At 69.5% G+C, this 24,119-nt stretch carries 33 protein-coding genes and 1 other RNA gene; 13 read left to right on the top strand and 21 right to left on the bottom strand.

The genetic code is table 11. From position 1 onward, the window contains the following. Window positions 1–62 precede the first annotated feature (62 nt). Entirely contained in the window at window positions 63–653 is a 591-nt protein-coding gene (locus EV699_RS02965) for a ProQ/FINO family protein (RefSeq protein WP_165904006.1), read from the bottom strand. A gap of 189 nt (window positions 654–842) precedes the next feature. On the opposite strand from EV699_RS02965, the gene EV699_RS02970 reads away from it, so the two are divergent. After that, window positions 843–1,244, top strand: coding sequence for a hypothetical protein (locus tag EV699_RS02970; RefSeq protein ID WP_132538794.1), 402 nt, complete (start codon window positions 843–845; stop codon window positions 1,242–1,244). A 63-nt stretch (window positions 1,245–1,307) separates the two neighbouring features. Here the strand turns inward: EV699_RS02970 and EV699_RS02975 are convergent, their stop codons facing one another. From EV699_RS02975 to smpB, 18 genes are all read right to left on the bottom strand, one after another. Beyond that, a complete protein-coding gene (locus EV699_RS02975; protein WP_132538796.1) occupies window positions 1,308–2,306 on the bottom strand; it encodes a major capsid protein in 999 nt (332 codons plus the stop codon). Between the two features lie 15 nt (window positions 2,307–2,321). Continuing rightward, the gene (locus EV699_RS02980; protein ID WP_132538798.1) at window positions 2,322–2,825 is read right to left on the bottom strand and encodes a hypothetical protein; all 504 of its coding nucleotides are present in this window, start codon (window positions 2,823–2,825) and stop codon (window positions 2,322–2,324) included. Continuing rightward, complete coding sequence (locus EV699_RS02985; RefSeq protein ID WP_132538800.1) at window positions 2,822–3,112, bottom strand: hypothetical protein; 291 nt, start codon at window positions 3,110–3,112, stop codon at window positions 2,822–2,824. The genes EV699_RS02980 and EV699_RS02985 overlap by 4 nt, the downstream gene beginning before the upstream one ends. Then, window positions 3,109–3,474 (bottom strand): head decoration protein, encoded by a 366-nt coding sequence (locus EV699_RS02990; RefSeq protein ID WP_132538802.1) that lies wholly within the window; start codon window positions 3,472–3,474, stop codon window positions 3,109–3,111. Before EV699_RS02990 ends, EV699_RS02985 begins: the two co-directional genes overlap by 4 nt. Before the next feature lie 10 nt (window positions 3,475–3,484). Further along, complete coding sequence (locus tag EV699_RS20405; RefSeq protein ID WP_132538804.1) at window positions 3,485–4,738, bottom strand: S49 family peptidase; 1,254 nt, start codon at window positions 4,736–4,738, stop codon at window positions 3,485–3,487. A gap of 97 nt (window positions 4,739–4,835) precedes the next feature. Further along, window positions 4,836–5,243 (bottom strand): hypothetical protein, encoded by a 408-nt coding sequence (locus EV699_RS03000; RefSeq protein WP_132538806.1) that lies wholly within the window; start codon window positions 5,241–5,243, stop codon window positions 4,836–4,838. A gap of 17 nt (window positions 5,244–5,260) precedes the next feature. Further along, window positions 5,261–6,553: an AAA family ATPase gene (locus EV699_RS03005; protein ID WP_132538808.1), complete on the bottom strand. Its 1,293-nt coding sequence runs from the start codon at window positions 6,551–6,553 to the stop codon at window positions 5,261–5,263. Beyond that, the gene (locus EV699_RS03010; protein ID WP_132538810.1) at window positions 6,550–6,984 is read right to left on the bottom strand and encodes a hypothetical protein; all 435 of its coding nucleotides are present in this window, start codon (window positions 6,982–6,984) and stop codon (window positions 6,550–6,552) included. Before EV699_RS03010 ends, EV699_RS03005 begins: the two co-directional genes overlap by 4 nt. Then, entirely contained in the window at window positions 6,981–7,271 is a 291-nt protein-coding gene (locus EV699_RS03015; RefSeq protein ID WP_132538812.1) for a hypothetical protein, read from the bottom strand. Before EV699_RS03015 ends, EV699_RS03010 begins: the two co-directional genes overlap by 4 nt. Further along, window positions 7,268–7,942: a hypothetical protein gene (locus EV699_RS03020; RefSeq protein WP_132538814.1), complete on the bottom strand. Its 675-nt coding sequence runs from the start codon at window positions 7,940–7,942 to the stop codon at window positions 7,268–7,270. Before EV699_RS03020 ends, EV699_RS03015 begins: the two co-directional genes overlap by 4 nt. After that, window positions 7,939–8,181 (bottom strand): hypothetical protein, encoded by a 243-nt coding sequence (locus EV699_RS03025; RefSeq protein WP_132538816.1) that lies wholly within the window; start codon window positions 8,179–8,181, stop codon window positions 7,939–7,941. Before EV699_RS03025 ends, EV699_RS03020 begins: the two co-directional genes overlap by 4 nt. Then, window positions 8,178–8,525, bottom strand: a complete 348-nt coding sequence (locus tag EV699_RS03030) for a hypothetical protein (RefSeq protein WP_132538818.1) — start codon at window positions 8,523–8,525, stop codon at window positions 8,178–8,180. Before EV699_RS03030 ends, EV699_RS03025 begins: the two co-directional genes overlap by 4 nt. After that, window positions 8,518–8,742 carry a hypothetical protein gene (locus EV699_RS03035; RefSeq protein WP_132538820.1) on the bottom strand — a complete coding sequence of 75 codons (225 nt, stop codon included), beginning with the start codon at window positions 8,740–8,742 and terminating at the stop codon, window positions 8,518–8,520. Before EV699_RS03035 ends, EV699_RS03030 begins: the two co-directional genes overlap by 8 nt. 394 nt (window positions 8,743–9,136) lie before the next feature. After that, window positions 9,137–9,361, bottom strand: a complete 225-nt coding sequence (locus tag EV699_RS03040) for a helix-turn-helix transcriptional regulator (protein ID WP_132538822.1) — start codon at window positions 9,359–9,361, stop codon at window positions 9,137–9,139. Between the two features lie 91 nt (window positions 9,362–9,452). Further along, window positions 9,453–10,115: a hypothetical protein gene (locus tag EV699_RS03045; RefSeq protein WP_132538824.1), complete on the bottom strand. Its 663-nt coding sequence runs from the start codon at window positions 10,113–10,115 to the stop codon at window positions 9,453–9,455. Between the two features lie 406 nt (window positions 10,116–10,521). Next, window positions 10,522–11,736, bottom strand: coding sequence for a tyrosine-type recombinase/integrase (locus EV699_RS03050; protein WP_132538826.1), 1,215 nt, complete (start codon window positions 11,734–11,736; stop codon window positions 10,522–10,524). A 165-nt stretch (window positions 11,737–11,901) separates the two neighbouring features. Continuing rightward, window positions 11,902–12,270, bottom strand: a transfer-messenger RNA (tmRNA) gene (gene ssrA / locus EV699_RS03055). Between the two features lie 58 nt (window positions 12,271–12,328). Further along, on the bottom strand, window positions 12,329–12,796 hold the full coding sequence (smpB, locus tag EV699_RS03060) for an SsrA-binding protein SmpB (protein ID WP_132538828.1): 468 nt from the start codon (window positions 12,794–12,796) through the stop codon (window positions 12,329–12,331). Between the two features lie 145 nt (window positions 12,797–12,941). Here smpB and EV699_RS03065 point away from each other — a divergent pair, with 145 nt between their 5' ends. Both EV699_RS03065 and EV699_RS03070 read left to right on the top strand, forming a co-directional pair. Further along, window positions 12,942–13,388: a type II toxin-antitoxin system RatA family toxin gene (locus tag EV699_RS03065; protein ID WP_424450013.1), complete on the top strand. Its 447-nt coding sequence runs from the start codon at window positions 12,942–12,944 to the stop codon at window positions 13,386–13,388. After that, a complete protein-coding gene (locus EV699_RS03070) occupies window positions 13,375–13,707 on the top strand; it encodes an RnfH family protein (RefSeq protein WP_132538832.1) in 333 nt (110 codons plus the stop codon). Before EV699_RS03065 ends, EV699_RS03070 begins: the two co-directional genes overlap by 14 nt. A gap of 30 nt (window positions 13,708–13,737) precedes the next feature. Here the strand turns inward: EV699_RS03070 and EV699_RS03075 are convergent, their stop codons facing one another. Next, window positions 13,738–14,076: an outer membrane protein assembly factor BamE gene (locus tag EV699_RS03075; protein WP_132538834.1), complete on the bottom strand. Its 339-nt coding sequence runs from the start codon at window positions 14,074–14,076 to the stop codon at window positions 13,738–13,740. 71 nt (window positions 14,077–14,147) lie between these two features. Between EV699_RS03075 and fur the strand changes: the two genes are divergently transcribed. Beyond that, window positions 14,148–14,600 (top strand): ferric iron uptake transcriptional regulator, encoded by a 453-nt coding sequence (gene fur / locus EV699_RS03080; RefSeq protein WP_424450014.1) that lies wholly within the window; start codon window positions 14,148–14,150, stop codon window positions 14,598–14,600. Between the two features lie 16 nt (window positions 14,601–14,616). Here the strand turns inward: fur and EV699_RS03085 are convergent, their stop codons facing one another. Then, window positions 14,617–15,231: a riboflavin synthase subunit alpha gene (locus EV699_RS03085; RefSeq protein ID WP_132538838.1), complete on the bottom strand. Its 615-nt coding sequence runs from the start codon at window positions 15,229–15,231 to the stop codon at window positions 14,617–14,619. A 174-nt stretch (window positions 15,232–15,405) separates the two neighbouring features. Between EV699_RS03085 and aroA the strand changes: the two genes are divergently transcribed. The 9 genes from aroA (at window position 15,406) to lolD (ending at window position 24,114) form a co-directional block, all read left to right on the top strand. After that, window positions 15,406–16,725 carry a 3-phosphoshikimate 1-carboxyvinyltransferase gene (gene aroA / locus EV699_RS03090; RefSeq protein WP_132538840.1) on the top strand — a complete coding sequence of 440 codons (1,320 nt, stop codon included), beginning with the start codon at window positions 15,406–15,408 and terminating at the stop codon, window positions 16,723–16,725. A gap of 128 nt (window positions 16,726–16,853) precedes the next feature. Next, entirely contained in the window at window positions 16,854–17,567 is a 714-nt protein-coding gene (gene cmk / locus EV699_RS03095) for a (d)CMP kinase (RefSeq protein WP_424450015.1), read from the top strand. A 105-nt stretch (window positions 17,568–17,672) separates the two neighbouring features. Then, window positions 17,673–19,343 carry a 30S ribosomal protein S1 gene (gene rpsA, locus EV699_RS03100; protein WP_132538844.1) on the top strand — a complete coding sequence of 557 codons (1,671 nt, stop codon included), beginning with the start codon at window positions 17,673–17,675 and terminating at the stop codon, window positions 19,341–19,343. Window positions 19,344–19,467: 124 nt separating this feature from the next. After that, entirely contained in the window at window positions 19,468–19,785 is a 318-nt protein-coding gene (locus EV699_RS03105) for an integration host factor subunit beta (RefSeq protein ID WP_132538846.1), read from the top strand. A 127-nt stretch (window positions 19,786–19,912) separates the two neighbouring features. Next, window positions 19,913–20,215 (top strand): LapA family protein, encoded by a 303-nt coding sequence (locus EV699_RS03110; RefSeq protein WP_132538848.1) that lies wholly within the window; start codon window positions 19,913–19,915, stop codon window positions 20,213–20,215. Window positions 20,216–20,236: 21 nt separating this feature from the next. Continuing rightward, window positions 20,237–21,400: a lipopolysaccharide assembly protein LapB gene (gene lapB, locus EV699_RS03115; RefSeq protein WP_132538850.1), complete on the top strand. Its 1,164-nt coding sequence runs from the start codon at window positions 20,237–20,239 to the stop codon at window positions 21,398–21,400. A 24-nt stretch (window positions 21,401–21,424) separates the two neighbouring features. Next, window positions 21,425–22,132 (top strand): orotidine-5'-phosphate decarboxylase, encoded by a 708-nt coding sequence (gene pyrF, locus EV699_RS03120; protein WP_424450016.1) that lies wholly within the window; start codon window positions 21,425–21,427, stop codon window positions 22,130–22,132. Window positions 22,133–22,181: 49 nt separating this feature from the next. Further along, window positions 22,182–23,429, top strand: a complete 1,248-nt coding sequence (locus EV699_RS03125; protein WP_132538854.1) for a lipoprotein-releasing ABC transporter permease subunit — start codon at window positions 22,182–22,184, stop codon at window positions 23,427–23,429. Next, the gene (gene lolD / locus EV699_RS03130; RefSeq protein ID WP_132538856.1) at window positions 23,422–24,114 is read left to right on the top strand and encodes a lipoprotein-releasing ABC transporter ATP-binding protein LolD; all 693 of its coding nucleotides are present in this window, start codon (window positions 23,422–23,424) and stop codon (window positions 24,112–24,114) included. Before EV699_RS03125 ends, lolD begins: the two co-directional genes overlap by 8 nt. Window positions 24,115–24,119 lie beyond the last annotated feature (5 nt).

Genomic DNA, 24,119 nt, shown 5'->3' on the forward strand with positions numbered 1-24,119 from the left:
TTTCCAGAATTTGCCCCCAAAGTTGCGACACTAGGGGCTGGCTGCCATTGGACGAAGGCGGATCACTCGGGAACGGATGGCCTGCGGCGCTTGATCGTGATCGTCGGCCGCGCGCCGGTGCGCTCGTTCGTGGTGCCGGTGCTCGGCACGGCAGGGGATGGTTCAGCGGTAGCCCGCGGTCGAGTCTTGCCGGTGATGACGCGGCCGGCGGTTGCCTTGCCGGGTGTGGTGGGGGCCGGTGGCTTTCTGTTCGCGGCTCCTGCCGCCTTGCCCTTCGCCTTCATGCGCTCGGCCTTGTCGCGACGCTTGGCGCGTTCGGCGGTGCGGTCGCCCTCGGTCGCCAGCCGCGCAGCGGCGGCAGCCTGGTGCTCAGGGGCGACGCCGCCGGTGATGTGCCCCTCGATGTCGATGCGAGGCCGGCCGGCGGCGAGGGCGGCCGTGTAGGCACGGCTCAGGCACCAGCGGCGCAGCGCCCAATCGCACGCCGCCGGGTCGGCGAGTGGATCTTCCGCGATGGCAGTGTGCAGGGCCTCACGGGTGCCCACGGCCAGCGGATGAACCGCCGCAGGATCGTTGACGAAGGCGACCGGGAAGCGGCGGTGCAGGTAGTCGAGTGCCGAAGCGGTGCGAGCGGTCTTGCTTGTCTGATTCATCCTGATGATCCCCATGCCGATACGGATACAACCCCCTATAGGGCGCGCGGCTGCTCGCTTGTCGCGGCTCGAATTACCCGTGCAACGGGTCTGCCGGAAGGACCCGCAGCATCAGCGCACATCCAGGTCGCCGACCTTGCGGCATGGCCAGCGGCACACCGCATCATCGTCAACGCTCCGAACACAGCTTTGCTTATCCGCGTGCCGTTCACGCCATCCTTGCAGGACATGGAAGGCGCCGCGAGTAGTGTCGAAGACCACATCGATTTGAAATCGACATGGGCATGTCGAGTGTGGATCACCCCCTTCGCGTGCTTCTCGAAAGCCTGTTTTGTGATCACTATTTTCCCATCCATTCGCGCCATTCGCGCCATTCGCGTCATCGGCGCCAGCCTCACAGAGTGGCGTGACTGGTGGCGCGACTGGCGCCGGCGGCGTTTCGGCGGCTGTCTGGGTGGTTTGTGCGCTGGCAACGCGCCGATTTGTGATCACAAATTATGCGCCATGCCGCCCCCGCTGCCTGCCGCACCGCCATCGCGATCGATCCGCTTCTCGCCCTCGTGTGCGCCTTCAGCACTCGGCCAACCCTGACAGAAACCGGGGCCGCGCTTGAAACGCAGCCCCGGCGCGCGAGACAAGACACCGCCTTGTTCGTCAGCTCACCGTGCACTTGATCACCGCCCGCGGGCGGGTGCAGAGGTTTAGCGCACTCTGCTGCGTCATGATCTTCACCCAGCGCATGAACTCGGTATCGAAGGCCGGTCTCGCATACAGGGGCAAGCCCAAGGTGTTCGCCGCGTCGACGAAATCCGCCGGCGCGAAGCGCGTGATGAACAGCCCCGGCACGCCTTCCGGTACCACGTAAGCCTGATCGGCGGCGATGTAGTCAGTGCCGTTGACCTTGCCGCGGTACTCCTCCCAGAGGATGTCGCCGAAGCGGAACCCGCTTTTCGGGTCGTTGCGCAGATACTCGCCCTGCGCGTAGTTCTCGTAAGCGGTCATCACGTCCGGGTGGCTGATCAGCTTGTCGAAGAAGTCCTTGCCGGCGAAGCCCCGCAGTTGCATGTAACTCTCGTCACCCAAGGCATCCTCGATCTTGCGCCGGGTCGCCATGCAGACCGTGCGCACCTGCGTCGAACCGTCGGCGAGGGCGAACGATTGCGTTTGCTGCGCCACGCCGAATTCGGTGAACAGGTCGTAGATCGTCGAGCCATCGGCATCGAGGATCAGCCCCTTGATCGCGCCGACGCGGTGGTATTCGAGCGTCGCGGCGTGGCTGCGCTGCATGCCGGTGAGGCTTTCGGCGACGACGATCTGCGCCGTCATCAGCTCGCTTTCGGTTCCGAATACGCGCCGGTCCTGAAAGGAGTGTGCATAAATCGTTTCTTCGAGTGGCGTGAACGGAACCTTGAATTCCAGCATCTCGGACCGCCCGCGCTGGTATACCGGAACCGGTGCGCCGCGCGGGCGCGCCTGCAGCAGTACCAGCTTGCCGTCGCGGCGCTCGATCATGACCTTGGTGGTCGCAACGCCTTTTTCCTCGAACAAGCCGAGGGCGCCGAGGCGCCCGGGCTGGTGCGGGTTGGCGTTGACGGCCGCGGTCAAGGTCTCCGCGGAAAAGATGTTGCTGCTGAACACGTCCATCATGGGCATGGTTCGTCTCCCGGATCAGTCTTCGAGGAATACGCGCGGGTCGGCATCGGCCCGACGCGGGATGTGCAGGCCGCTACGCGCTGCCGCGGTGATCAAGGCTTCTTCTTCCCGCTCCAAGTCCAAGCGCTCGCGATCAAGCTTCGCCAGGTGCGCCCGGCGTTGTTCGAGCCCCGGACCATCCGAACAGATCACCTTGATCTGTTCGAGCAAGGCGCAGCGGAGCGTGTCGCCGAAGAAGGTCGCCATGTAGGCTTCGACCTCGCCGTCTGGCACCAGCTCAAACGAGCGCACCGGCTGCGGGGTGATGAAGCGGTGCACCCGGGCATACCCCGCGTAGCGCTGGCGCTGCTGCTGCAGGTAGGCGTCGACGCGGGCGGTGGCGTCGGCCAGGTTCAGCGGCTGGTCGCGCCCGTTGTCCGCTTCCTGCCGAAGCGCCGCGATGCGGGCGCGCAAGCGATCGACGTCCGCGCGCAGGCTTTCGGCGCCGCTCTCGATCTGTGCAAGGTGTTTGCTGCTCATCGAAGCGCCTCCTCGCAACGGGCCACGATCTGCGCAAGAGGGCGCAGGCGGTCGCGTAGCCCTTCGGTTTGCTGCGTGCACGCTCCCCGCTCGTCGACGAGCTCGGCCAGGCGTTGCGACTCGGCCCACGGCAGACTGAAGCCGTCGGCTGCCAGCGCCTCGTTTCTGGCTTCCAGCGTCTCGATGGCTTGCGCCAGCTCCTGCAAGCGCATATCGGCGTCGCGCACGGCCGCACGCAACTGGTCGCGTTCGGCCCGCAACTGGTGAAGTTTCGGGGGCGTGCTCATCGGGCGATGACGTAAGCGCTTGCAAGCTGCGTCAGCGCGGTTGCCTGTTCGCCGCTGGTAGCGCCGCTTTTCCAGACCATCCGCTCCTTGTTCACTTCGGCCAGGCGAACGACAGCGGCGGCCGCGATGTCGCCGGCGGTGGCGTTCACCGCCGCCACGAGCACGCCGGCGGCGATCTGCGTGCCGTCGCTTGCCGCCGGGTTGAGTTCCTTGTACTTGCCCGAGGCGGTGACCTTACCGAGCACGGCACAGGCGCTGAGGTTCTGCCCGCTGGCGATGACGACGGTTTCGCGCGACAGCGAGCCATTGGCTTCGGAAATGATGAATTCGCCGGGGCGGGGCGTTTCGGTTAGTACGCTCATGTCGGCTGCCTCACTTGGCCTTGTCGAAAGCGCTGTCCCAACTGTTCAGAACGGCATTGCGGCTGCTCAGATCACCGCTCGGCGCCGGGGCGTGGGTGATGCGCTGGGCCAGGCCATCGCGGCGGATGTCTTCGAGCGTGATGCCGCGGTCGCGCTGGGTCTGAAGGATCGCGAGCGCGGTCACTTCGGGGCTGCTGCCGTCGGCGATGGCGGCGGCGATCTCGCGCTCGAAGCCCTCGGCCTTGATCGCCAGCAGGGCGTTGATGCGGGCCCGCTCGGCGGCGATGACGGTGGCCTTCAGCGCCTCGACGTCGACGGTGGCGATTTCCAGCGCAGCGGGATCGGCGCCGGCGGCGAGGGCGGCTTGCAGTTCGGCGGTGGTGCTGATGTTCACGGACGGGGTTCCTCGGGTGGTGGCAGTACGGGCACGGGATGTGCCGAAGGGGCGGTAGCCGGCACGCTCGAAGGGGCCGGCGATGACGGCTTCGAGCGAGCCGAGACGGTCGGCCATGCCGGCGGTGATGGCGGCCTTTCCGACGAGCAGCCCGCCGCGGCCGAAGTCGGTGGTGACGCGTGCGGGGGTGGTGCGGCGGTAGCCGGCGACGGCGCCGATGAACACGGCTTCGAGGTCGTCGACGAGGCGCTGCATCTCGGCACGGCCGGCATCGGACTCGGGATCGGCGCGCTTCAGCGGGGCGTTGGAACTGACGAACTCCAGCGTGCGCCGTCCCTTCGGGTCCGCCCCGGAAAGCTGGCGGGCCATGACGACGCCGATCGAACCGAGCAGCGCCGTCGGGTCGATGACGACGTCGCCCGCGGCGCTGGCGAGCCAGTAGGCGGCCGACGCCGCCATGCCGCCGACGTAGGCGACTACGGGCTTCTCGGCGCGGGCGGTGGCGATCATCTGCGCCAACTCGTTGATGCCGGTGGCCTCGCCGCCGGGGCTGTTGATGTCGAGCACGAGCGCGCGCACACCACGATCGTCGAGCGCCGCGCGGATGTCGGTGGCGAGCACCTGCGTACTGGTGGCACCCGACAGCTCGGTGAACAGGTTGGCGTAGCGGAAGATCGGGCCGATGACCGGCACGATGGCCACGCCGTCGCGGACCTCGACGGCGCGGGTGTTGTCGAGCGGCTGGCCGAGCCGGGCGGCGAGCGCTTCGGGGTCGCCGTGGCGGTCGGCGATGTCGAACAACTGCGCGAGCGCGGCCGGCTCCATCAGCCAGGCGCGGGCGAGCGCGGCATCGAAAGCGCATAGGGGCATCGTTGGAATCCTCGGTATTCGGCCTTCCCGCAACTTAGGGGTAAAGCCGAATATCCGAAATCAATCAACGATTTAACCGGACGGCATGCGCTGTTTGTTACCCGCTGCCCCGCGAGCCTTCCGGCTCGACGATTTCGTAGAGGCGCGACAGGCTGGTCGGCACGTAGGCGCCTGAGCGGTAGGCATCGGCCAGGGCCTCGCGCAGCGGGCCGGCGATGTGCAGCGCCAGCGGCGGGCGAACCAAGCGCTGCAATGTCAGCATGCGCTGCCGCGTGCTCTCGCCGACGATGTGCCGGAAGGCTCGCTGAAGGGCGGCGTTTCGGCGCTTGAGCGCTTGCCGGGTGGCGGCCGACGACTGCCCGCGGCGGCGCAAGCCAAGGGCGGCGCACAAGGTGCGCGCCTCCCCGGTGGCAAAGCGCACGGCGCCGTCGTGCAGCCAGCGCGCAACCTGCGGGGATAGGGCGGGGCCGTTCTCCAGTTCGGCCAACAGGGTTTCAATGTCCATGCGCGGCGCGTGCCCGTTCATCGCTCGAAGCCCTTCGGGTGATCGCCTTCCGTCTCTCCATTCGTGCCATTCGCGCCGTTCGCGCCAGCGGCGCCAGGGTCTAGAAGGTGGCGCTGATGTGGCGCGGATGCCGCCGGCGGCGTTTCGGCGAGTGCCCAGACGGACCCGCGGCCGAAACCGACGCGCCTGATCACCACCCCCGCGCGCGGCCGCGCTCGCTGCAGGGTGCGCTCGGCGATCCCATCGTTGCGGCCCAGCTTGCGTACCTCGGCCGCCGGGCGCGGTCCCTCGGCCAGCACCTCGCGCAGCCACTGGATGACTTCGTTGCGCTCGGCGTGCTGCTCGTCCTCGGCCTCGGGCGGCGTCTCGGCCTGCGCCATGATCTCGCGCGCCTCGCCCTCGATGGCCTCGCCCCACAGCACCTGCGAGGTCGTGATGCCCGCGGCCAGGTCGCAGGCGTGCAGGTCGTAGCCGAAGCCGCCGCCGTCGGGGCCGATGTTCGACTTCACGCGCAGGAACACGCGCCGTGGGGCGGCGCCTTCGGCCCGGCGCATCACGGCGGTCGCCCAGGCGATGCGCGTCAGCGCCCCGAAGGCGAGCGAGCCGGTGAAGCGCTCCAGCGGCTCGCGCCCCTGCGTACCCTTGCTCAGGTGGGTGATGCCGAGCACGGCGGCGCCCAGGCGCTGCCCCAGGTCCACCAGCGGCGCCAGCGCCCGGCGCACCTCGGCGTTCTTGTGCGAGTCGGCCGCGACCGCCGACACGATGGGGTCGACGATGATCAGCCCCAGGTCGTCGAGCCGGGCGCAGGCCTCGGCGAGCACGGGCACGTCCTGCGCCGGGTCGAAGGGCCGTTCCCCCTCCTGGTCACGCACGTCGCCGACGATGTGCACGTGCGCCAGGTCGGCACCGGCCGCGACGAGCCGCGGCACCAGCGTATCGGCCGGGTCGTCCTCGCCCGACCAGATCACCACGCGCCGAGGCGTGGCGCAGCGCGTACCGTCGGGCCAGCGTCCGGCCGTGGTCAGCGTGGCGGCGAGCGCGAGCGCGAGCGTGGTCTTGCCGGTGCCCGGGGCCCCGCCGAGCAGGTGGAACTTGCCGGCGGCGAGCCAGCCGTGCCACAGCCAGCGGATCGGCAGCATCGTCACCTCGGCGGCGGCGAACAGCTCCACGGCCGCTTCCGCCAGCACGGACGCGTCGCGCGTGCCGGGCGGGCGGCGGCGCGGCCCGGCGGCCTCCGCCTGCTGCCCGCCATCATGATCGACGAGTGCCTGCAGGTAGTCCTCGGTCGGAAGGGCGGCGTCAGGGTTCATGCCTGCCTCCCGATGCCGAGTGCCCGGGCGATCGCCAGCAGCCGCCGGCGCGCCTGCCTGCCGCGATCGAGGTCCGCCGGCGACAGGGTGCGCCCGGCGGCGCGGTATTGGTCGATCAGCTCCAGGATCAGCCGCTCGTGTTCGGCCTCGGCGAGCAGCTTGGCGCGGCGCCAGGTCGAGAGCTGCTCGGGCCCGAAGCGCTGGCGATCCTGTTCCGGGAACAGCTCGGCGAGCGTCAGCCCCACGGCGGCGAGCACGTCGACCGTCGCGCAACCGGCGTGGCAGTGCACGAGCACACGCCCGCGCTCGTCCTCGCGGATCGCCAGCGACGGGTTGCGGTCATCATGCGCCGGGCAGCGGGCCATCCAGCGGCCGGCGCCGGCGGCCTTGACGCGCTCCAGCCGCGCCAGCAAGCGTTCGGCCGGCGTCATGGGCGACCGCCCCGGCGGCGGCCGTGGTAGAGCCGCGCGGCCTCGGCCTGCAGGCGTTCGAGCAGCACCAGCAGGGCCGGGTAGTGGGGCCCGTCGTCGCCGCGGGCGATCGCCGCGCCGTGGTACACCACGCCGGCGGCGTAGACCCGCAGCCGCTCCAGTGCCAGCGGCTCGGCTGCATTCCCGTGCGTTCCGCGGTATCGTGGCGCGGTCGCGCCGCCCGGTGACGACTCCAGGGGCCTCGATCGGTGCCAGCCGCTCGGGGCCTTGTCATGTCTGCGGCTCATGCGTCGGCCTCCTGGTCCGCTGCCCGGCGGGCGCGCCGCTTCTCGGCAGCCTTGGCGCTGGCGGTGGCCAACCGTGCCCGCCGGCGTTCGGCGCACGCGGCGTAATGGGCTTCGAGCGCGCGGCGCGCCGCTTCCCGCCGCTGGCGCACCTGCTCGGCTTTTCGCTGCGCCCACTCGACCAGCCGCAGCCCACCGCGACCGTCGCGGCGGCGCTCGCACATGCAACTGTCCAGCACCTCACCGAACGTTTTCCCCAGCAAGCGCAGGGCCTGTTGCGCCGTATGCAGCCGTTGGTTGTCGCCCGCCCTCGCGGCCTGCTCGATGTGCGCGCCGATGGCGATGAACGTCTCGTTCACCACCTGCAAGCCGCCGCCGGCGGCGAGGTAGCCGAGCAGCGCGGCGATGCGATCGGCGGTGGCCTGCTGCATCACCTCACAGGATTCGAGCGGCCACGCGTCGAGGATTAACAGCCATTCGCCCGGCAGCCGCCCGCCGCGGACCTTCATGAACGTCAGGTGCTCGCGGATCAGCGCGTTCGAGTCGGCGATCCACGCGCAGCGCTCGGCTTCGGTCTCCTCGATCCGGCCGAGGCCTCGCTGCAGCCGCTCGGCGACGCTGAAGCGCAGCAGGGTGGCCTCGCCGGTCGGGGTCGTCACGACAGGGGCGCTCATGCCGCACCTTCCCGGCGCAGCCGTTCCAGCAACTCGATTTCGCCCATCGCGAAGCTGCACAGTTCAAGAGCACTCACCGCCAGTTCGCCCGCGGCGGTCAGCAGCCCTTCACCGCCAGGCGCGGGCGGCACGGCCTTCAGCGCCTCCAGCACGGCGCGCAGGCCGATCAGCGTGCGGTCCTGCTGCTGCAGCAGGCCGTAGGCATCCGCCAGGTCGGAAGACAGCACGGTCGCGCTCATGCCTCACCTCCCGGCGCCGGCTCGGGGAGCACGTAGCCGTCGCCCGGCTCTATCAGCGTCACCAGTTGCAGCGCCGCGCCGGTCAGGCTGGCGCCGATGCTGCGGATGCCGCGCCCGTCGGCGAGGGCGAAGCGCAGCCCCTGCCGGTGTGCCGCCACGTCGAGCCGGGCGACCACGTTGGCGGCGTTCAGGCAGGCGGCGTTGAGCACGGCCTTGCGCTGCGGGTTGTGCGTCGGCAGCACGCTGAGGATCACCAGCAGCTCGAACAACTCGCGGGTGAAGGCGAGCGCGGCTTCGAGCTCGGCGGACTGCGCCACGGTCGGGATGTCGGTCACGTCAGCCATGACGCACCCCCGCGACGGCGGCGCCGTCCTGCTGGCGCTCACGCGCATCGAGCGCGGCGTAATGCCGGGCGAAGTCGACCAGCGCGAAGCGGGCGAGCCAGTCGACCGAGCAGGTGGTGTCGGCGCTGGCCAGCGCCTGCAGGGTGGCGTAGGTGTGGCGCGGAACGGCCACGGTGAGCAGCACGGTAGCGCCGTGTACGGGGTGGGGCGTGGGCATGGGGCGGGCCTCGTTGATTCGTTCAAGTTCGCCGCGAACCTGTTCAAGGGTTCGGGCGCCGGGTGCTTGAACACCGCAACGAGACGGCCGGCCGCTTTCCCCGTGAGGGTCTTGCATGACGGCCGACACCCGGCTTGATCCGAAGGCGATTCGGTCACGCTGGGCCGTGCCACGGCTCGCGCCGGGCACAAAAAAACCACGATCTCGGTCGTGGGGTTCCGCTCGTTGAGGTGTGTTCAGCACCTGCGCGGCAGGGTCCACGGCCGGCGCGGGCGGGTCCAGTCGATTATTCCAATCGACGGCGGCGACTTGATAGGCAAGCCCGCGGCGGCGGGCTTGGTGGTGGCGCTCTCGCGCCAGGTCACGGGCGGTGTGGGTCGGCATGGCGCGGCCCTCACGCAGCGGAACGCGCCGCCGGACGGGCGGCGATCCAGGCGTCGATCTCGCGCTCGCGCCAGGCGACGGAGCGCTCGCCGATGCGCACCGCGGCAGGCGCACGCCCGGCCGCCATGTCGGCGTACCACGCACTGCGGCTGCGGCCCGTGCGGGCCAGAACCTCGCGCAGGCGGATCAGGCGCTCGGCGGCGCCGGGGTGGGGCAGGGTGTCGGGGGAAGGCATGGGACGGCTCCGGCGTTGGTGAACGACGGGCCGACGATGGCGGGGCCGTGTCCGGCCGGGTGAATAGAAGCAATAGAAGCAATAGCGGCTTCTAGCGGTCACGCGCTCGCTTGAAGCGCTTGGCAAGCAACGCGTGACTGGTGGTGTGTGACTTGCCTTGGCTGTCGGTCCAGATCAGCCCGCTGTCGTCTTCATCGACGACGGCGCCCGAGGCGTCACAGCCTGGTCGCAGCCGTTCGTAAAGCTCCGGGTCGGTCGGTTCTCGGCCGAGCCACCGCCGCCGCTCGTCCAGCGCCTCTTCGATGGCCTCGCTCAGTCGATCCCGGCGGGTGCGCGGGGCAGTCGGCGGCAGGCGGTCGGGCTGCGCTGGCGCGGCCGGTTCCAGCCATACCCACGCCAGCGGGCAGTCGCTCGGGCCGATGCCCTCCGCCTGCAGGCAAGCGCGCACGGCCGCGCGCGAGTAGACCGCGATCGTCTCGGTACGCTCGGGGATGTCGCGATGCGATGGGTCGGGCGGGCGATCACTCAAAGGGCCGTAGCTTCTGACCCGTCGCCCGACGCGCACACGCCGCGCCGGGATCACGCGCGCTTCAGGCTCGGCCACAAGGCGGCCGCCTTCGATCGCTCGTCTGAAGAAATCCCGCCAAACCTCTGCCTCGGCGCCGCCTGCCGGGGCAAACAAGCCCAGCAGTTCAAGCAACGGGATGCGCTCGGGCAGCGCGCGCGCCCGCGCACGCAGGACCGCGTGAACCATCGCGCCGACTCCTCGGGCGGACTCCAGAAGGGAACGCAGCGCGGGCCGGTGGAGTGGTCCGGCGTTCAGGCCGTCGCCCTAGCGCTGCTGGCGGGATGGTAGCGCGTAAGTGACTGATGGGTTCAATTCCGGGAATTCCCGGAATTGCCGGCACGGCGTCGCGCCGGGCAGCCGGTGCGGCAGGGCGCACGATTTGTGATCACAAGCCGGCGCGTTGCCAGCGCAGAACACGCCCAGACAGCCGTCGAAACGCCGCCGGCGACAGTCGCGCCACCAGTCACGCCACTCTGTGAGGCTGGCGCCGATGACGCGAACGGCGCGAATGGCGCGAATGGATGGGAAAACAGTGATCACAAAACAGGCTTTCGAGAAGCACGCGAAGGGGGTGATCCGGCACCCGGTCAGCTCAGCCCGTGCGCCTCATCGGCACCACGTTGTTGGCCTTGAGCGCATCGAGGTAGTCCGCCCATTGCTGCATCATCCGCCGCCGCTCGGGCAGGTGCGCCGTGCGGTTGTAGGCGCGCCCGTTGGGGTCGCGCACCTCGTGCGCAAGCTGGTGCTCGATGAAGTCGGGGCGCACGCCGAGCACTTCATCGAGGATCGTCCGCGCCATCGCCCGGAAGCCGTGCCCGCTCATCTCGTCCTTGCCGTAGCCCATGCGCCGCAGCGCGGCGAGGATCGCGTTGTCGCTCATCGGGCGGGCGGCGCTGCGGGCGCCGGGGAACACGTAGCGACCGCGACCGCTGAGCGCGTGCAGCTCGTGCAGGATCGCGAGCGCCTGCGTGCTCAACGGCACAAGGTGCGCGGTGCGCATCTTCATGCGCGCGGCGGGGATGCTCCACTGCGCGGCCTCCAGATCGAATTCGGACCACTCGGCCTTGCGCAGCTCGCCCGGGCGTACGAACAGCAGCGGGGCCAGCCGCAGGGCGCAGCGGGTGACGAAGGCACCCGCATAGGCATCGATCGCGCGCAGCAGGGCCGCCACGCCGGCGGGGTCGGTGACGGCGGCGAAGTGGGTGCCCTTGACCGGGGCCAGGGCGCCGCGCAGATCGGCGCAGGGGTCGCGCTCGGCGCGCCCCGTGGCGATGGCGTAGCGCAGCACCTGCCCGCAGTTCTGGCGCGCGCGGTGGGCCGTCTCGATGGCGCCGCGGGCCTCGATGCGACGCAGTACGGCCAGCAGCTCGGGCGCTTTCAGGTCGGCGACCGGGCGGGCGCCGAGCCACGGGAACACGTCGCGCTCCAGCCGGCGGATGATCTTCTCGCCATGCCCGGGCGCCCAGGTGGGGGAGTGCTTGGCGTACCACTCGCGGGCGACCACCTCGAAGCTGTTCGCAGCGCGCTCGGCACCGGCGAGCTTCTGCGCCTTGCGCTGCGCGCCCGGATCGATGCCATCCGCCAGCAGGGTGCGCGCTTTGTCTCGGCGCTCGCGGGCCATCTTCAGGCTGACGGCGGGATACACGCCGAGCGATAGCCGCTTCTCCTTGCCGTCGACGCGGTACTTGAAGCGCCACCACTTGCCCCCGCTGGGGGCGACTTCCAGGTACAGCCCGCCCTCATCGGCCAGGCGTACGGGTTTGGCGGCGGGTTTGGCGTTGCGGATCGCGGTGTCGGTCAGGGGCATTTGGGGGCAACACCTCGCGGGGGCAACCGAGTTGCCCCCCATGTTGCCCCCAGTTGCCCCCGGCTGTCAGCGGTTGTCACTGGAACACTGCGGACGTGAAAAAGGCCGTAAGCCTTGGGTTTACCAGTGCTTACGGCCTTCTTCGGACGACTTCGGATCAGTAATTGGTGGAGCCGGCGGGAATCGAACCCGCGTCCGCAAGTCCGCCGCCCTTGGTACTACATGCTTAGCCTCGTCTTTGATTTAACCGATCGCAACCCGACGGGCAGGGTATTGAGCGGCGGTCCCTTGGGGATTTAACGCTGCGGCCTAGGGCAGGCGTTAGCGCGATTTCGTGCTAGGTCGACCCCTGGATGTTCTTGCGAACCCCGGACTTCACGAACACGTTCCGGGCCAGAGGCTGGCCGGGTTAAGCGGCCAGAGCGTAGTTGTCGTCGTTGGCAACTATTGGCTTGCCGCATTTTTTACGAGGCTAGCGACATCCTCGGCATGCACCTCAGGTTTTGTAACCCACGTCGAAACCAAGTCGGCCCCTACGTTGCAAAGAATACATGATAAGCACCCAACATGCCAGTCTGGGGAAGCGCTGGCGCTAATGACGCATCAAGCGTGCCTTGTCGCGTTCCCAGTCCCGCTCCTTGTCAACGGCGCGCTTGTCATAGTCCTTCTTGCCCTTGGCCAGCCCGATCTCAAGCTTGGCGCGGCCGCGCTTCCAGTAGAGGTTGAGCGGCATCAGGGTGTAGCCCTTGCGGTCGACGGCCACCACGAGTTTCGCGATCTGTTCGCGATGCAGCAGCAACTTGCGCGTGCGGGTCGGGTCCGGGCGCACGTGCGTGGATGCCGAAAGCAGGGGCGTGATATGGCAACCGAACAGCCAGGCCTCGCCATCCTTGAGCAACACGTACGCTTCCTTCAACTGGGCACGACCGTCGCGCAGGGCCTTCACCTCCCAGCCTTCGAGCGACAGCCCGGCCTCGAGCCGCTCCTCGATGAAGTAGTCGTGAAAGGCCTTCTTGTTGCCGGCAATGCTGGCAGGCGCGTTGGCGGGTTTCTTGCTCATGGCGGTCGATTGTAGAGGAGAGCCCTGCCGGCTGCACGGCACTTCGATTGAGCAGGTGGCTGAATTGGTCGAGAATGCGCGGTCCCGGTGCCCAGGCTGCCGGACATCGAGTGCGTATGCTGATCGGCCCCACCCGATCATGGAGATGAGGCGCGTGCCCACAGTTCGCAAGAGTGCGCTGGTGCCATATTCGGCCGCGGAGATGTATGCGCTGGTCGCGGACATCGAGGCCTATCCCCGCTTCCTGCCTTGGTGCCGATCGACACGGGTGCTGTCGCGCAATCCGGATGAGGTGCGGGCGAGCATCGAAATGGCCAAGGGACCGGTGAATAAGACGTTCTCGACCTGCAACCGTTTGCAGAACAACAAGATGATGGAGATGCGTCTGATCGATGGCCCCTTCGAGCGACTGGAGGGGTTCTGGCGCTTCGAGGCGCTGGGTGACCAGGCGTGCAAGGTCTCGCTCGACATGGAGTTCGAGTTCGCCAACGCGCTGCTGCGTGCGGCGATCGGCTCGATCTTCAGCACCATCGCGAATTCGCTGGTGGATGCCTTCGTCAAGCGGGCGGCCGAACTCTATGGCCGGCGCTGATGTCCTCCCGGTCGAAGTCGTCTACGCACGCCCCGAGGTGCAGGTGATCGTGCGGCTCGAATTGCTGGCGGGGGCGACGGTCGGAGATGCCGTCGACGCTGCCAGGCTCGAACGGCGCTTTCCGGAACTCGCGGGGCAGACGTTCGACGTCGGGGTGTTCGGCAAGGTATGCGCGCGCGATACCCCCCTGCGCGCAGGCGACCGGGTGGAGATTTACCGATCGTTGCTCGCCGACCCCAAGGCGGTACGCAAGCAGCGCGCTGCCGAGGGCAAGCGGGTGCGTAAGGGGGGAGGGGCGGAACCTCCTGCCGAGGTTTGAGCGGGCCGTCGCGCGCGACGAAAGCGCTGCTCAGGAGCCGGTTTCGACGCGCGCGACGACGTCGCGATCGAAGAACACGGTCAGCCGTCGCTCCTCGGCTTCGCCGCTGTCGTAGGTGCCGGGCCGGTACAGGTAGACGTAGTCCCAGCGCCCCTGGTGCAGGGGGTCGACGATCAGGGGCGTGCCGAGCAGCGTCTGCACCTCGCGCCGGCTCATTCCCGGGTGCACGGCGGAAACCGCCGAGGCGTCGAGGTAGTTGCCCTGCCGGACCTTGATCTTGTAGACGGGCAGGTGCTCGATCGTGCTGCTGCAGCCGGCGCCGAGTGTCAGCGAGGCGCCGACCAGGGCGCAGGCGAGAATTCGATGCATGTGAACGGGGAGCCGTCGTTGATAGACTGACCGCATCTTAACGTAATCCCGCCACGCTAGGCAGCGCCGGGATGGAGTCCATAGTGGGTTCGAAAGAACTGAAGCAGGCGGGCCTCAAGGTCACGCTTCCGCGCATGAAGATCCTGGCGATCCTGCAGGATCACGCCGATCGCCACCTGAGTGCGGAAGACATCTATCGCAGCCTGCTGGCGAGCGGCGAAGAGGTCGGTCTGGCGACCGTCTACCGTGTGTTGACCCAGTTCGAGGCCGCGGGTCTGGTCAAGCGCCACCATTTCGAGGGCGGCCAGTCCGTCTTCGAGATGAACCAGGGCGAGCACCACGATCACATCGTGTGCCTGCAGTGCGGGCGGATCGCGGAGTTCGTCGATCAGACCATCGAAGCGCGACAGCGCGAAATCGTCCAGGCGGCCGGTTTCGCGCTGGTGGAGCACTCCTTGATTCTTTATGGCGACTGCCTGAATGCCGAATGCCCGCACCGGCCGAAGGGGGAGGCCGGCGCCTGAGCGGCGTCGGTGCCGCTCAGGCGCCGGCGCGGGCCGCGAGCACGCGCTCCACGGTGTCGACGATTGCCTGGGTCTGGCCGTCGATCTCGAGGTTGACCCGCGCACCGGCACCGAGATGGCCGAAGATGGTCACGCGCAGCGTCTCGGGGATCAGGTAGACGGTGAAGGTGCCGTCGCCGACCTCGCCGACGGTCAGGCTGCAGCCGTTCAGCGCCACGTAACCCTTGGGCAGGATGTACTTCAGCAGTTCCGCGGGCGGGCGCAGCGTCAGCACCCGGTTGTTCTCGGGGGTGTCGACCGCGACCACCTCCGCCTGCCCGTGGACGTGGCCCGACAGCGGATGTCCGCCGATCTCGTCGCCGTAACGGGCCGCGCGTTCGACGTTGACGGCGTCGCCGGGGTCGAGCGCGCCGAGGTTGGTGACGCGCAGGGTCTCCATCATCACGTCGAAATGCACGTGCTCGCCGTCCAGCACGGTCACGGTGAGGCAGGTGCCGTTCACCGCGACGCTCGCGCCGACGGCAAGGCCGGCCCGCAGGGCGGCGGGCAGGGCCAGGATCAGCGTGCTGAGCTGCGGCTCGCGCTCGACGGCGGCGACGCGAACGGTGGCCTGGACGATGCCGGTGAACATGGCGCGGTTCCTCGAAAGGTGGGGTGGGCCATGGTACCCGTCGGGGTCCGCGGCCGGCAGCCGGCATCGGGGGCGTGCCAGGGTACGGCGGCGGCGGGCCGGCAGGTGCCGCGGCTTGGCGGCGCTACGGGCGCGGTGTAACGTGCAGCGCCCTTGCGCCTGCGGAGATCCCCCATGTCCGAGACACGTTTCGTCCTCAGCCCCGGTGGCGCGTTGACCGGGCGCATCCGTGTGCCGGGCGACAAGTCGATCTCGCACCGGTCGATCATGTTCGGCTCCCTCGCCAGCGGCGTGACCGAAGTGACGGGTTTTCTCGAGGGCGAGGACTGCCTCGCCACCCTCAACGCCTTCCGCGCGATGGGCGTGCGCATCGAGGGGCCGGACGACGGGCGCGTGACGATCCACGGCGTCGGCCTGCACGGCCTTGCGGCCCCGGTAGGGCCGCTCGACATGGGCAACTCGGGCACCTCGATGCGCCTGATGAGCGGCATCCTCGCCGGCCAGGCCTTCGATTCGGTGCTCGTTGGCGATGCCTCGCTATCGAAGCGGCCGATGAAGCGCGTGACCGCGCCGCTGGCGCTGATGGGCGCCGAAATCGTGGCCACGCCCGCCGGTACCGCGCCGCTGCACATCCGCGGCGGACGCCGGCTGCACGGCATCGACTACGCGCTGCCGATGGCGAGCGCCCAGGTCAAGAGCTGTCTGCTGCTGGCCGGACTGTACGCTGAGGGCACGACGCGTGTGACCGAGCCGGCGCCGACGCGGGATCACACCGAGCGCATGCTGGAGGGCTTCGGTTACCCGCTGCGGCGCGAGGGCGCGCGTACCTTCGCGGTGGAGGGGGGGCACGCACTCACGGCGACGCGCATCGACGTGCCGGCCGACATCTCGTCGTCGGCTTTCTTCATGGTGGGGGCGAGCATTGCGCCGGGTTCCGATCTGATCATCGAGCACGTCGGCATCAATCCGACGCGCACCGGGGTGATCGACATCCTGCGGCTGATGGGCGCCGACATCACGCTGCTGGACGAGCGCGTCGTCGGCGGCGAGCCGGTGGCCGACCTGCGCGTGCGTGCGGCGCCGCTGCAGGGGATCCGCATCCCGGAAGAGCTGGTGCCGCTCGCGATCGACGAATTCCCGGTGCTGTTCGTCGCCGCGGCCTGTGCCGAGGGCGAAACGGTGCTGACCGGAGCCGAGGAGCTGCGCGCGAAGGAAAGCGACCGCATCCAGGTGATGGCCGACGGGCTGGTGCCGCTCGGCATCGACGCGCGCCCCACCGCCGACGGCATCGTGATCCGCGGCGGGCGCCTCGGTGGTGACGTCGACATCGCCACGCACCACGACCACCGCATCGCGATGAGTTTCGCCATGGCGGCGCTGCGTGCCGGCGGCGAGATCCGCATCCACGATGCCGGCTTCGTCGCGACCTCGTTCCCCGGCTTCGTCGAACTCGCGCGCGGCGCCGGCCTGGCGATCCGCGCCGAAAGCGCCTGAGCACACCGGCCGCGGCGTCCGTTGCCGCGGCTGCGCATCACCGTACATACCCACGTTGCGGGCGCTCGTCGCCCGCGCCCCGTCAGCGTTCGATTGACCGTGGCCGGCTGCGGCCACGATCCACGCGCGTGAACCCTCAGGACATCCGCATGGTGGCACAGGCGTCAGGAACCGTTCCGGTCATCGCAGTCGACGGCCCGAGCGGCGTGGGCAAGGGCACGTTGTGCCGGCGGCTCGCCGAGCACCTCGACTTTCACCTGCTGGACTCCGGATCGCTGTACCGGCTGACGGCGCTGGCGGCGCTGCGGGGCGGGGTCGATCTCGGCGATGCCGCGGGCCTCGCGGCCATCGCCGCGGTGCTCGATGCGAGCTTCGCGCCGGGGGCCGACGATCTCGTGATCCGGCTCGCCGGCACCGACGTGACCCGCGAACTGCGCGCCGAGACCACCGGCAACGCCGCCTCGATCGTCGCCGCGGTACCGCAGGTACGCGCCGCGCTGCTGCAGCGGCAGCGCGATTTCCGCCGTCCCCCGGGCCTGATCGCCGACGGCCGCGACATGGGAACCACCGTGTTTCCCGACGCGCCGCTCAAGATCTACCTCGTCGCGAGCCCCGCCGAGCGCGCGCGGCGACGACATAAGCAGTTGAGCGAAAAAGGTGTCGGTGCTACCCTCGCCGCGCTCGAACGGGAGATCGCCGAGCGCGACGCGCGCGACGCCGGTCGTACGGCCTCGCCGCTGCGGCCGGCGGGCGACGCCATCGTGATCGATACCGACGCGCTCGACATCGAGGCGGTCTTCCACCGAGTACTGGGACTGGTAAGGGAACGCTTGAGCGTCTAGACCTCACCATTGGCAGTACGGGGGCGCGGCATGGGGCCGCGCCGACAACGCAACGTAATCCGCCCACGGCGACGTGGAGCGGCTTTCCTTTTTCCGAGCAATCACATGACCGAAAGCTTCGCCGAACTGTTCGAACAAAGCCTGACCAACAACCAGATGCAGCCGGGGGCGATCATCACCGGCAGGGTCGTGGACATCCGCGGCGATTCGGTCGTGGTCAACGCGGGCCTGAAGTCCGAAGGGCTGATCCCGCTCGAGCAGTTCCTCAACGACGACGGGGTTCTCGAAGTCAAGATCGGCGATGACGTCGAGGTCGCGCTCGACGCCGTCGAGGACGGTTTCGGCGAGACCCGCCTGTCCCGCGAGAAGGCCAAGCGCGCCCGCATCTGGACCGTGCTGGAGAAGGCCTTCGAAGGCGAGGAGATCGTCAAGGGGCTCATCAGCGGCAAGGTCAAGGGCGGCTTCACGGTCGACATCGGCGAGATCCGGGCGTTCCTGCCGGGTTCGCTGGTCGACGTGCGCCCGGTGCGCGACGCCGCCTACCTCGAGGGCAAGGAACTCGAGTTCAAGGTCATCAAGCTCGACCGCCGTCGCAACAACGTCGTCGTATCGCGTCGCGCGGTGGTCGAGCAGGAGTACAGCGCCGAGCGCGAGCAACTGCTCGGCAGCCTGCAGGAAGGCCAGATCGTCAAGGGCGTGGTCAAGAACCTCACCGACTACGGCGCGTTCCTCGACCTCGGCGGGATCGACGGCCTGCTGCACATCACCGACATGGCGTGGAAGCGCGTCAAGCACCCGTCCGAAGTGGTCAACGTCGGCGACGAGATCGACGTCAAGGTGCTCAAGTTCGACCGCGACCGCAACCGCGTCAGCCTCGGCCTGAAGCAGCTCGGCGACGATCCGTGGGTCGCGCTGGCGCGGCGCTATCCGGTCGGCACCCGCCTGTTCGGCAAGGTCACGAACATCGCCGACTACGGCTGCTTCGTCGAGATCGAGGAGGGCGTCGAGGGTCTGGTGCACGTCTCCGAGATGGACTGGACCAACAAGAACGTCAACCCGGGCAAGGTCGTCAGCCTCGGCGACGAGGTCGAGGTGATGGTGCTCGACATCGACGAGGACCGCCGCCGCATCTCGCTCGGCATGAAGCAGTGCCAGGCGAATCCGTGGGACGAGTTCTCCGCGACCCACAACAAGAACGACCGCGTCGTCGGCAAGATCAAGTCGATCACCGACTTCGGCATCTTCATCGGTCTCGACGGCGGCATCGACGGTCTGGTGCACCTGTCCGACATTTCCTGGAACCTCCCCGGCGAGGAAGCCGTGCGCGACTTCAAGAAGGGCCAGGAAGTCGAGGCGGTGGTGCTGGCGGTGGATCCCGAGCGCGAGCGCATCTCGCTCGGCATCAAGCAGCTCGAGAAGGATCCGTTCTCGAACTTCGTCGCCGATCATCCGAAGGGCAGCATCGTCAAGGGGCGCGTGGCCTCGGTCGATGCCCGCGGCGCGACGATCGATCTCGGCGGTGGTGTCGAGGGCACGCTGCGTGCGTCCGAGCTGTCGCGCGACCGCGTCGACGACGCCCGCACGGTGCTGAGGGAAGGCGAGGAGATCGAGGCCAAGTTCATCGGCGTCGACCGCAAGAACCGCACCGTCACGCTGTCGGTCAAGGCCAAGGAGTACGCCGAGGAAGCCGAGGTCCTGCAGGATTACAGCCGCAAGTCGACCATCGGCGCGACCCTCGGTGACCTGCTGAAGGAGCAGATGGGGCGCGAGGACTGAGTCCCCTCGCCGCCACGCCCTGCGTCCGCCGGCGGAGCATGATGGCGCCGGCGGCCCCCTAGGGGGCCGCCACGCCGTCCGCGGCGGACGCTCAACTGCCTGATCCAACGGTTTTCGCTGACGTATGACCAAGTCGGAACTGATCGAAGTGCTTGCCCGCAAGCAGAGCCAGCTGAGCTACAAGGATGTCGAGACCGCCGTCAAGGCGATGATCGAGCACATGAGCCAGTCGCTGTCGCAAGGCGAAAGGATCGAGATCCGTGGCTTCGGCAGCTTCTCGCTGCATTTCCGCCCGCCGCGCGTCGGGCGCAACCCCAAGACCGGTGACGCGGTGACCCTGCCGGGCAAGTTCGTGCCGCACTTCAAGCCGGGCAAGGAACTGCGCGAGCGGGTCAACGGCCTCACTGCCGATATGACCAGCCGGGAAGTCGAACCGGCCTGAACGAACCCCCGCGGCGACCGAAGGTGTCGCCGATTCGTGAGTACCGCGACCGCGCCACGGTCCGCCGGCGACCGATTCCCCGCCGCCGCTGCGGTGGCCGCTGTGCCCAGACTTCGGAGGAGCGATTATGTGGAGCCGCATCGTGCGGATCGTCGGAATCCTGGTGTTCCTGGTGGTGCTGGTGATCGGCATCGAATTCGCGACCGTCAACTCGGCGCCGGTGACGGTCAACTACTTCATCGGCACGCTGTCGCTGCCGCTGTCGCTGGTGGTGGTCTGCGCCTTCACGGTCGGCGTCCTGCTGACGCTGCTGGTCGGCGCCACGGTGGTGCTGCCGCTGCGGCTGCGGGCGGCCGGGCTGCGTCGCGACGTGGCGGCACGTGAATACGAGATCGAGCGCCTGCGCAAGAATGACGCCCCCCGGGCCTGACGGCCCGTTTTCCTGCACCGCATGTTTGAACTGCTCTGGCTGCTGCTGCCGGTAGCCGCGGCCTCCGGCTGGTGGGCGGCGCAGCGCGACGCCGCCAGGCGCAGTCCCGGCTATGACCGGCGTGCCGAGTATTTCCGCGGTCTCAACTACCTGCTCGACGAGAAGCCCGACCGGGCCATCGAGGTGTTCGGGCGCATCGTCGCGTCCGAGCCGGACACCGTCGAGGCGCAGCTCACCCTCGGTAACCTGTTCCGCCGGCGCGGCGAAGTCGACCGCGCGATCCAGCTCCACGGCGAACTGCTCGCACGCAACGACCTGACCCCGACGCTGCACGCGCGGGCGCAGTTCGAGCTGGCCGAGGACTACCTGCGGGCCGGCCTGTTCGACCGCGCCGAGGAACTGTTCCTGGACGTGGTCGCGCAGCCCGAGTACCGCGCCCACGCGCTGGCGCGCCTGCTGTCGATCTACGAGCAGGAGAAGGACTGGCGCAAGGCGATCGACCACTGCCGGCTGGTCGAGCAGGCCACCGGGCTGTCGAAGCGCACCGCCGCCGCGCACTACTGCTGCGAGCTCGCCGAGGAGGCCATCGCCGCGGGCGACACCGAGCTCGCCCACCGCTGGCTCGAACAGGCGCTGGCGCTCGACAGCCACGGCGCGCGCGCGCCGATGCGTCAGGCGCGGCTGGCGAGCGCGCAGGGCGACTACGCCGCGGCCGCCGAGCATTACCGGCGGGCGGTGCGCCAGGCGCCGGCCTACCTGCCCGAGGTGCTGGAACCGCTGAAGGCCTGCTACCTGGCGCTCGGGTGCGAGGCCGACTGGCTCGCGTGGCTGCGCGAGATCGCCGCCGGCGACCACTCCGGCGCGGTGTCCGCCGCCCTCGCCGAGGCCCTGCGCCGGCTCGAAGGGCCGACGGCCGCGCTCGCCTTCCTCGAAGCCGAGATCCGCGTGCACCCGTCGATGGACGGCCTGCGCTACCTGATCGACCTCAAGCTCGGCGCCGCGGAACCGGTGCGCATCGGCGACCTCGAACTGCTCTACCGCATCGGCCGCGACCTGCTCGAACGCGGCCCGCGCTACCGCTGCGACAACTGTGGTTTCGTCGGCAAGGCGCTGCACTGGCAGTGCCCCGGCTGCAAGGCCTGGAGCACCGTCAAGCCAGTGCCCGACCGCCTGCGCCGCGCCTGAGCCCCCTCCGGAGAGACCCTGACCTTGAGCCTCGGACCCCGCCTCATCATCGCCCTCGACTTCCCCGCGGCGGCGCCCGCGCTGGCGCTCGCCGCGCGGCTCGACCCGCGCCACTGCCGCCTCAAGGTCGGCAAGGAGCTGTTCACGGCGGCCGGCCCGGCGCTGCTGGAGCGCCTGCAGGCGCGCGGCTTCGAAGTCTTCCTCGACCTCAAGTTCCACGACATCCCCAACACCTGCGCCGCCGCCTGCCGGGCCGCGGCCGAACTCGGCGTGTGGATGCTGAACGTGCATGCGAGCGGCGGCAGCCGGATGCTCGACGCGGCCCGGGCCGCGGTCGACGCGGCATCGCGACGCCCGCTGCTGATCGCGGTGACGGTGCTGACGAGCCAGGAGCGCGCCGACCTCGCCGAGATCGGGCTCGACGTCGAGCCGGCGCAGCAGGTCGCCCGGCTGGCGGCGCTCGCCGCCGCGCACGGCATCGACGGCGTGGTGTGCTCGGCGCGCGAGGCGTCGGCACTGCGCGTCGCGCATGGCGCCGGCTTCCGCCTGGTGACGCCGGGCATCCGCCCCGCCGGCGCCGACACCTTCGATCAGCGCCGCGTGGTGACCCCGGCCGACGCGCTCGCCGCGGGCTCGGACTACCTGGTGATCGGCCGCCCCGTCACCGCGGCGGCGGACCCGCTCGCGGCGCTCACCGCGCTCGCCGCCAGCCTGCCCGCCGAGCCGGTATAATCCGCACCCGCGCGGCAGCACAGCCCGCGCCCCCCATCGGATACCCCGCATGTTCCAGCCCCTGGCCCTGTTCATCGGTCTGCGTTACACGCGGGCCAAGCGTCGCAATCACTTCATCTCCTTCATCTCGGCCAGTTCGATGCTCGGCATCGCGCTCGGCATCACGGCGCTGATCACCGTGCTGTCGGTGATGAACGGCTTCCAGAAGGAAGTGCGCGAACGCATCCTCAGCATGACCGCGCACGCCACCATCAGCGGCGTCGACGGGCGCCTCGACGACTGGCGCCAGGCCCGCGAGGTGGCGCAGCGCCACCCCGAGGTGCTCGCCACCGCGCCGTTCATCCGCGGCGAGGCGATGCTCACCAACGGGCCGACGGTCAGTGGCGCGCTGGTGCAGGGCATCCTGCCCGACGAGGAGGGCGGCGTGTCGGAGGTGATGGGCAAGCTCGTCGTCGGCGACTGGAACGCGCTTGCGCCGGGCAGCTTCGGCATCGTGCTCGGCAAGCAGCTCGCCGCCTTCGTCGGCGTGACCCTCGGCGACAAGGTCACCGTGGTCGCGCCGCAGGCGAGCGTGACGCCGGCCGGCGTGGTGCCGCGGCTCAAGCGCTTCGAGGTGGTCGGCATCTTCGACTCCGGGCTGTGGGAGTACGACCGCAACCTCGCGCTGGTGCACATCGACGATGCCGCGCGCCTGTACCAGATGGAGGGCAGCGTCAGCGGCCTGCGGCTGAAGCTCAAGGACCTGTTCCGCGCACCGCTGACCGCGCGCGAGATCGCCAACGCGCTGCCCGGCGCCTACTGGGTGCGCGACTGGACCCAGGAGCACGCCAACTTCTTCCGCGCCGTGGCGATCGAGAAGACCGCGATGACGGTGATCCTGATGCTGATCGTCGCCGTGGCCGCCTTCAACCTGGTGTCGACGCTGGTGATGGTGGTCACCGACAAGCAGGCCGACATCGCCATCCTGCGTACGCTGGGGTTGTCGCCCGCCGGGGTGATGGCGGTGTTCGTGGTCCAGGGCACCACGATCGGCTTCATCGGCACCGCGCTCGGCGTCGCCGGCGGCGTGGCGCTCGCGCTCAACGTCAAGGAGGCGGTCGGCTGGCTCGAAGGGCTGCTCGGCTTCAAGTTCCTGTCGCCCGAGGTCTACCCGATCACCGACCTGCCGTCGCAGGTGATCCCCGGCGACGTCGTCACCGTCGGCGTGATCGCCTTCACGCTCGCGGTGCTCGCCACGCTCTACCCGGCCTGGCGCGCCGCTCGCACCCAGCCCGCGGAGGCCCTGCGCTATGAATGACGCGAACGTTGCGGCCCTGCGCTGCGCGGGCCTCACCAAGGTGTTTCGCGAGGGCGCGGGCGAGCTGGAGATCTTCAGCGGGCTCGACTTCAGCGTCGCGCGCGGTGCGCGGGTGGCGATCGTCGGCGCCTCGGGCTCCGGCAAGAGCACCCTGCTGCACCTGCTCGGCGGGCTCGACCTGCCCACCCGCGGCGAGGTCTGGCTCGGCGCGGACTGCCTCAGCGCGCTGTCCGACGCCGCGCGCGGGCGCCTGCGCAACCACCGCCTCGGCTTCATCTACCAGTTCCACCACCTGCTGCCCGAGTTCACCGCGCTCGAGAACGTCGCCATGCCGCTGCTGATCCGCGGCGTGAAGCCCGCGCCCGCCGCCGACAAGGCGCGCGCGCTGCTCGGCCGCGTCGGCCTCGCCGAGCGCGTGCGCCACAAGCCGGGCGAGCTGTCCGGCGGCGAGCGCCAGCGCGCCGCGGTGGCCCGGGCGCTGATCACCGACCCGGCCTGCGTGCTCGCCGACGAGCCCACCGGCAACCTCGACCGCAACAGCGCCGAGGCGGTGTTCGAGCTGATGCTCGAACTCAACCGCGCGCTCGCCACGAGCTTCGTCATCGTCACCCACGACGAGCGGCTCGCCGCGCGCATGGACGAGACCTGGCGCCTCGATGGCGGCCGCCTGACGCGCATCGCCTGAGCGGC

Source organism: Plasticicumulans lactativorans (assembly GCF_004341245.1).
Classification (GTDB): domain Bacteria; phylum Pseudomonadota; class Gammaproteobacteria; order Competibacterales; family Competibacteraceae; genus Plasticicumulans_A; species Plasticicumulans_A lactativorans.

Coding starts and splice junctions, on each gene's coding strand:
- EV699_RS03000 (WP_132538806.1), bottom strand. CDS start 5,243: ATGGACATTGAAACCCTGTTGGCCGAACTGGAGAACGGCCCCGCCCTA.
- EV699_RS03005 (WP_132538808.1), bottom strand. CDS start 6,553: ATGAACCCTGACGCCGCCCTTCCGACCGAGGACTACCTGCAGGCACTC.
- lolD (WP_132538856.1), top strand. CDS start 23,422: ATGAATGACGCGAACGTTGCGGCCCTGCGCTGCGCGGGCCTCACCAAG.
- EV699_RS03050 (WP_132538826.1), bottom strand. CDS start 11,736: ATGCCCCTGACCGACACCGCGATCCGCAACGCCAAACCCGCCGCCAAA.
- EV699_RS02985 (WP_132538800.1), bottom strand. CDS start 3,112: ATGAGCACGCCCCCGAAACTTCACCAGTTGCGGGCCGAACGCGACCAG.
- EV699_RS03040 (WP_132538822.1), bottom strand. CDS start 9,361: ATGCCTTCCCCCGACACCCTGCCCCACCCCGGCGCCGCCGAGCGCCTG.
- EV699_RS20405 (WP_132538804.1), bottom strand. CDS start 4,738: ATGCCCCTATGCGCTTTCGATGCCGCGCTCGCCCGCGCCTGGCTGATG.
- aroA (WP_132538840.1), top strand. CDS start 15,406: ATGTCCGAGACACGTTTCGTCCTCAGCCCCGGTGGCGCGTTGACCGGG.
- EV699_RS03110 (WP_132538848.1), top strand. CDS start 19,913: ATGTGGAGCCGCATCGTGCGGATCGTCGGAATCCTGGTGTTCCTGGTG.
- EV699_RS03030 (WP_132538818.1), bottom strand. CDS start 8,525: ATGGCTGACGTGACCGACATCCCGACCGTGGCGCAGTCCGCCGAGCTC.
- EV699_RS03015 (WP_132538812.1), bottom strand. CDS start 7,271: ATGAGCCGCAGACATGACAAGGCCCCGAGCGGCTGGCACCGATCGAGG.
- EV699_RS03065 (WP_424450013.1), top strand. CDS start 12,942: ATGAGGCGCGTGCCCACAGTTCGCAAGAGTGCGCTGGTGCCATATTCG.
- EV699_RS03020 (WP_132538814.1), bottom strand. CDS start 7,942: ATGAGCGCCCCTGTCGTGACGACCCCGACCGGCGAGGCCACCCTGCTG.
- EV699_RS03105 (WP_132538846.1), top strand. CDS start 19,468: ATGACCAAGTCGGAACTGATCGAAGTGCTTGCCCGCAAGCAGAGCCAG.
- EV699_RS02975 (WP_132538796.1), bottom strand. CDS start 2,306: ATGCCCATGATGGACGTGTTCAGCAGCAACATCTTTTCCGCGGAGACC.
- EV699_RS02990 (WP_132538802.1), bottom strand. CDS start 3,474: ATGAGCGTACTAACCGAAACGCCCCGCCCCGGCGAATTCATCATTTCC.
- lapB (WP_132538850.1), top strand. CDS start 20,237: ATGTTTGAACTGCTCTGGCTGCTGCTGCCGGTAGCCGCGGCCTCCGGC.
- EV699_RS03085 (WP_132538838.1), bottom strand. CDS start 15,231: ATGTTCACCGGCATCGTCCAGGCCACCGTTCGCGTCGCCGCCGTCGAG.
- EV699_RS02965 (WP_165904006.1), bottom strand. CDS start 653: ATGAATCAGACAAGCAAGACCGCTCGCACCGCTTCGGCACTCGACTAC.
- fur (WP_424450014.1), top strand. CDS start 14,148: ATGGAGTCCATAGTGGGTTCGAAAGAACTGAAGCAGGCGGGCCTCAAG.
- EV699_RS03070 (WP_132538832.1), top strand. CDS start 13,375: ATGGCCGGCGCTGATGTCCTCCCGGTCGAAGTCGTCTACGCACGCCCC.
- EV699_RS03035 (WP_132538820.1), bottom strand. CDS start 8,742: ATGCCCACGCCCCACCCCGTACACGGCGCTACCGTGCTGCTCACCGTG.
- EV699_RS02980 (WP_132538798.1), bottom strand. CDS start 2,825: ATGAGCAGCAAACACCTTGCACAGATCGAGAGCGGCGCCGAAAGCCTG.
- EV699_RS03075 (WP_132538834.1), bottom strand. CDS start 14,076: ATGCATCGAATTCTCGCCTGCGCCCTGGTCGGCGCCTCGCTGACACTC.
- EV699_RS03125 (WP_132538854.1), top strand. CDS start 22,182: ATGTTCCAGCCCCTGGCCCTGTTCATCGGTCTGCGTTACACGCGGGCC.
- EV699_RS03045 (WP_132538824.1), bottom strand. CDS start 10,115: ATGGTTCACGCGGTCCTGCGTGCGCGGGCGCGCGCGCTGCCCGAGCGC.
- rpsA (WP_132538844.1), top strand. CDS start 17,673: ATGACCGAAAGCTTCGCCGAACTGTTCGAACAAAGCCTGACCAACAAC.
- EV699_RS03010 (WP_132538810.1), bottom strand. CDS start 6,984: ATGACGCCGGCCGAACGCTTGCTGGCGCGGCTGGAGCGCGTCAAGGCC.
- EV699_RS03025 (WP_132538816.1), bottom strand. CDS start 8,181: ATGAGCGCGACCGTGCTGTCTTCCGACCTGGCGGATGCCTACGGCCTG.
- smpB (WP_132538828.1), bottom strand. CDS start 12,796: ATGAGCAAGAAACCCGCCAACGCGCCTGCCAGCATTGCCGGCAACAAG.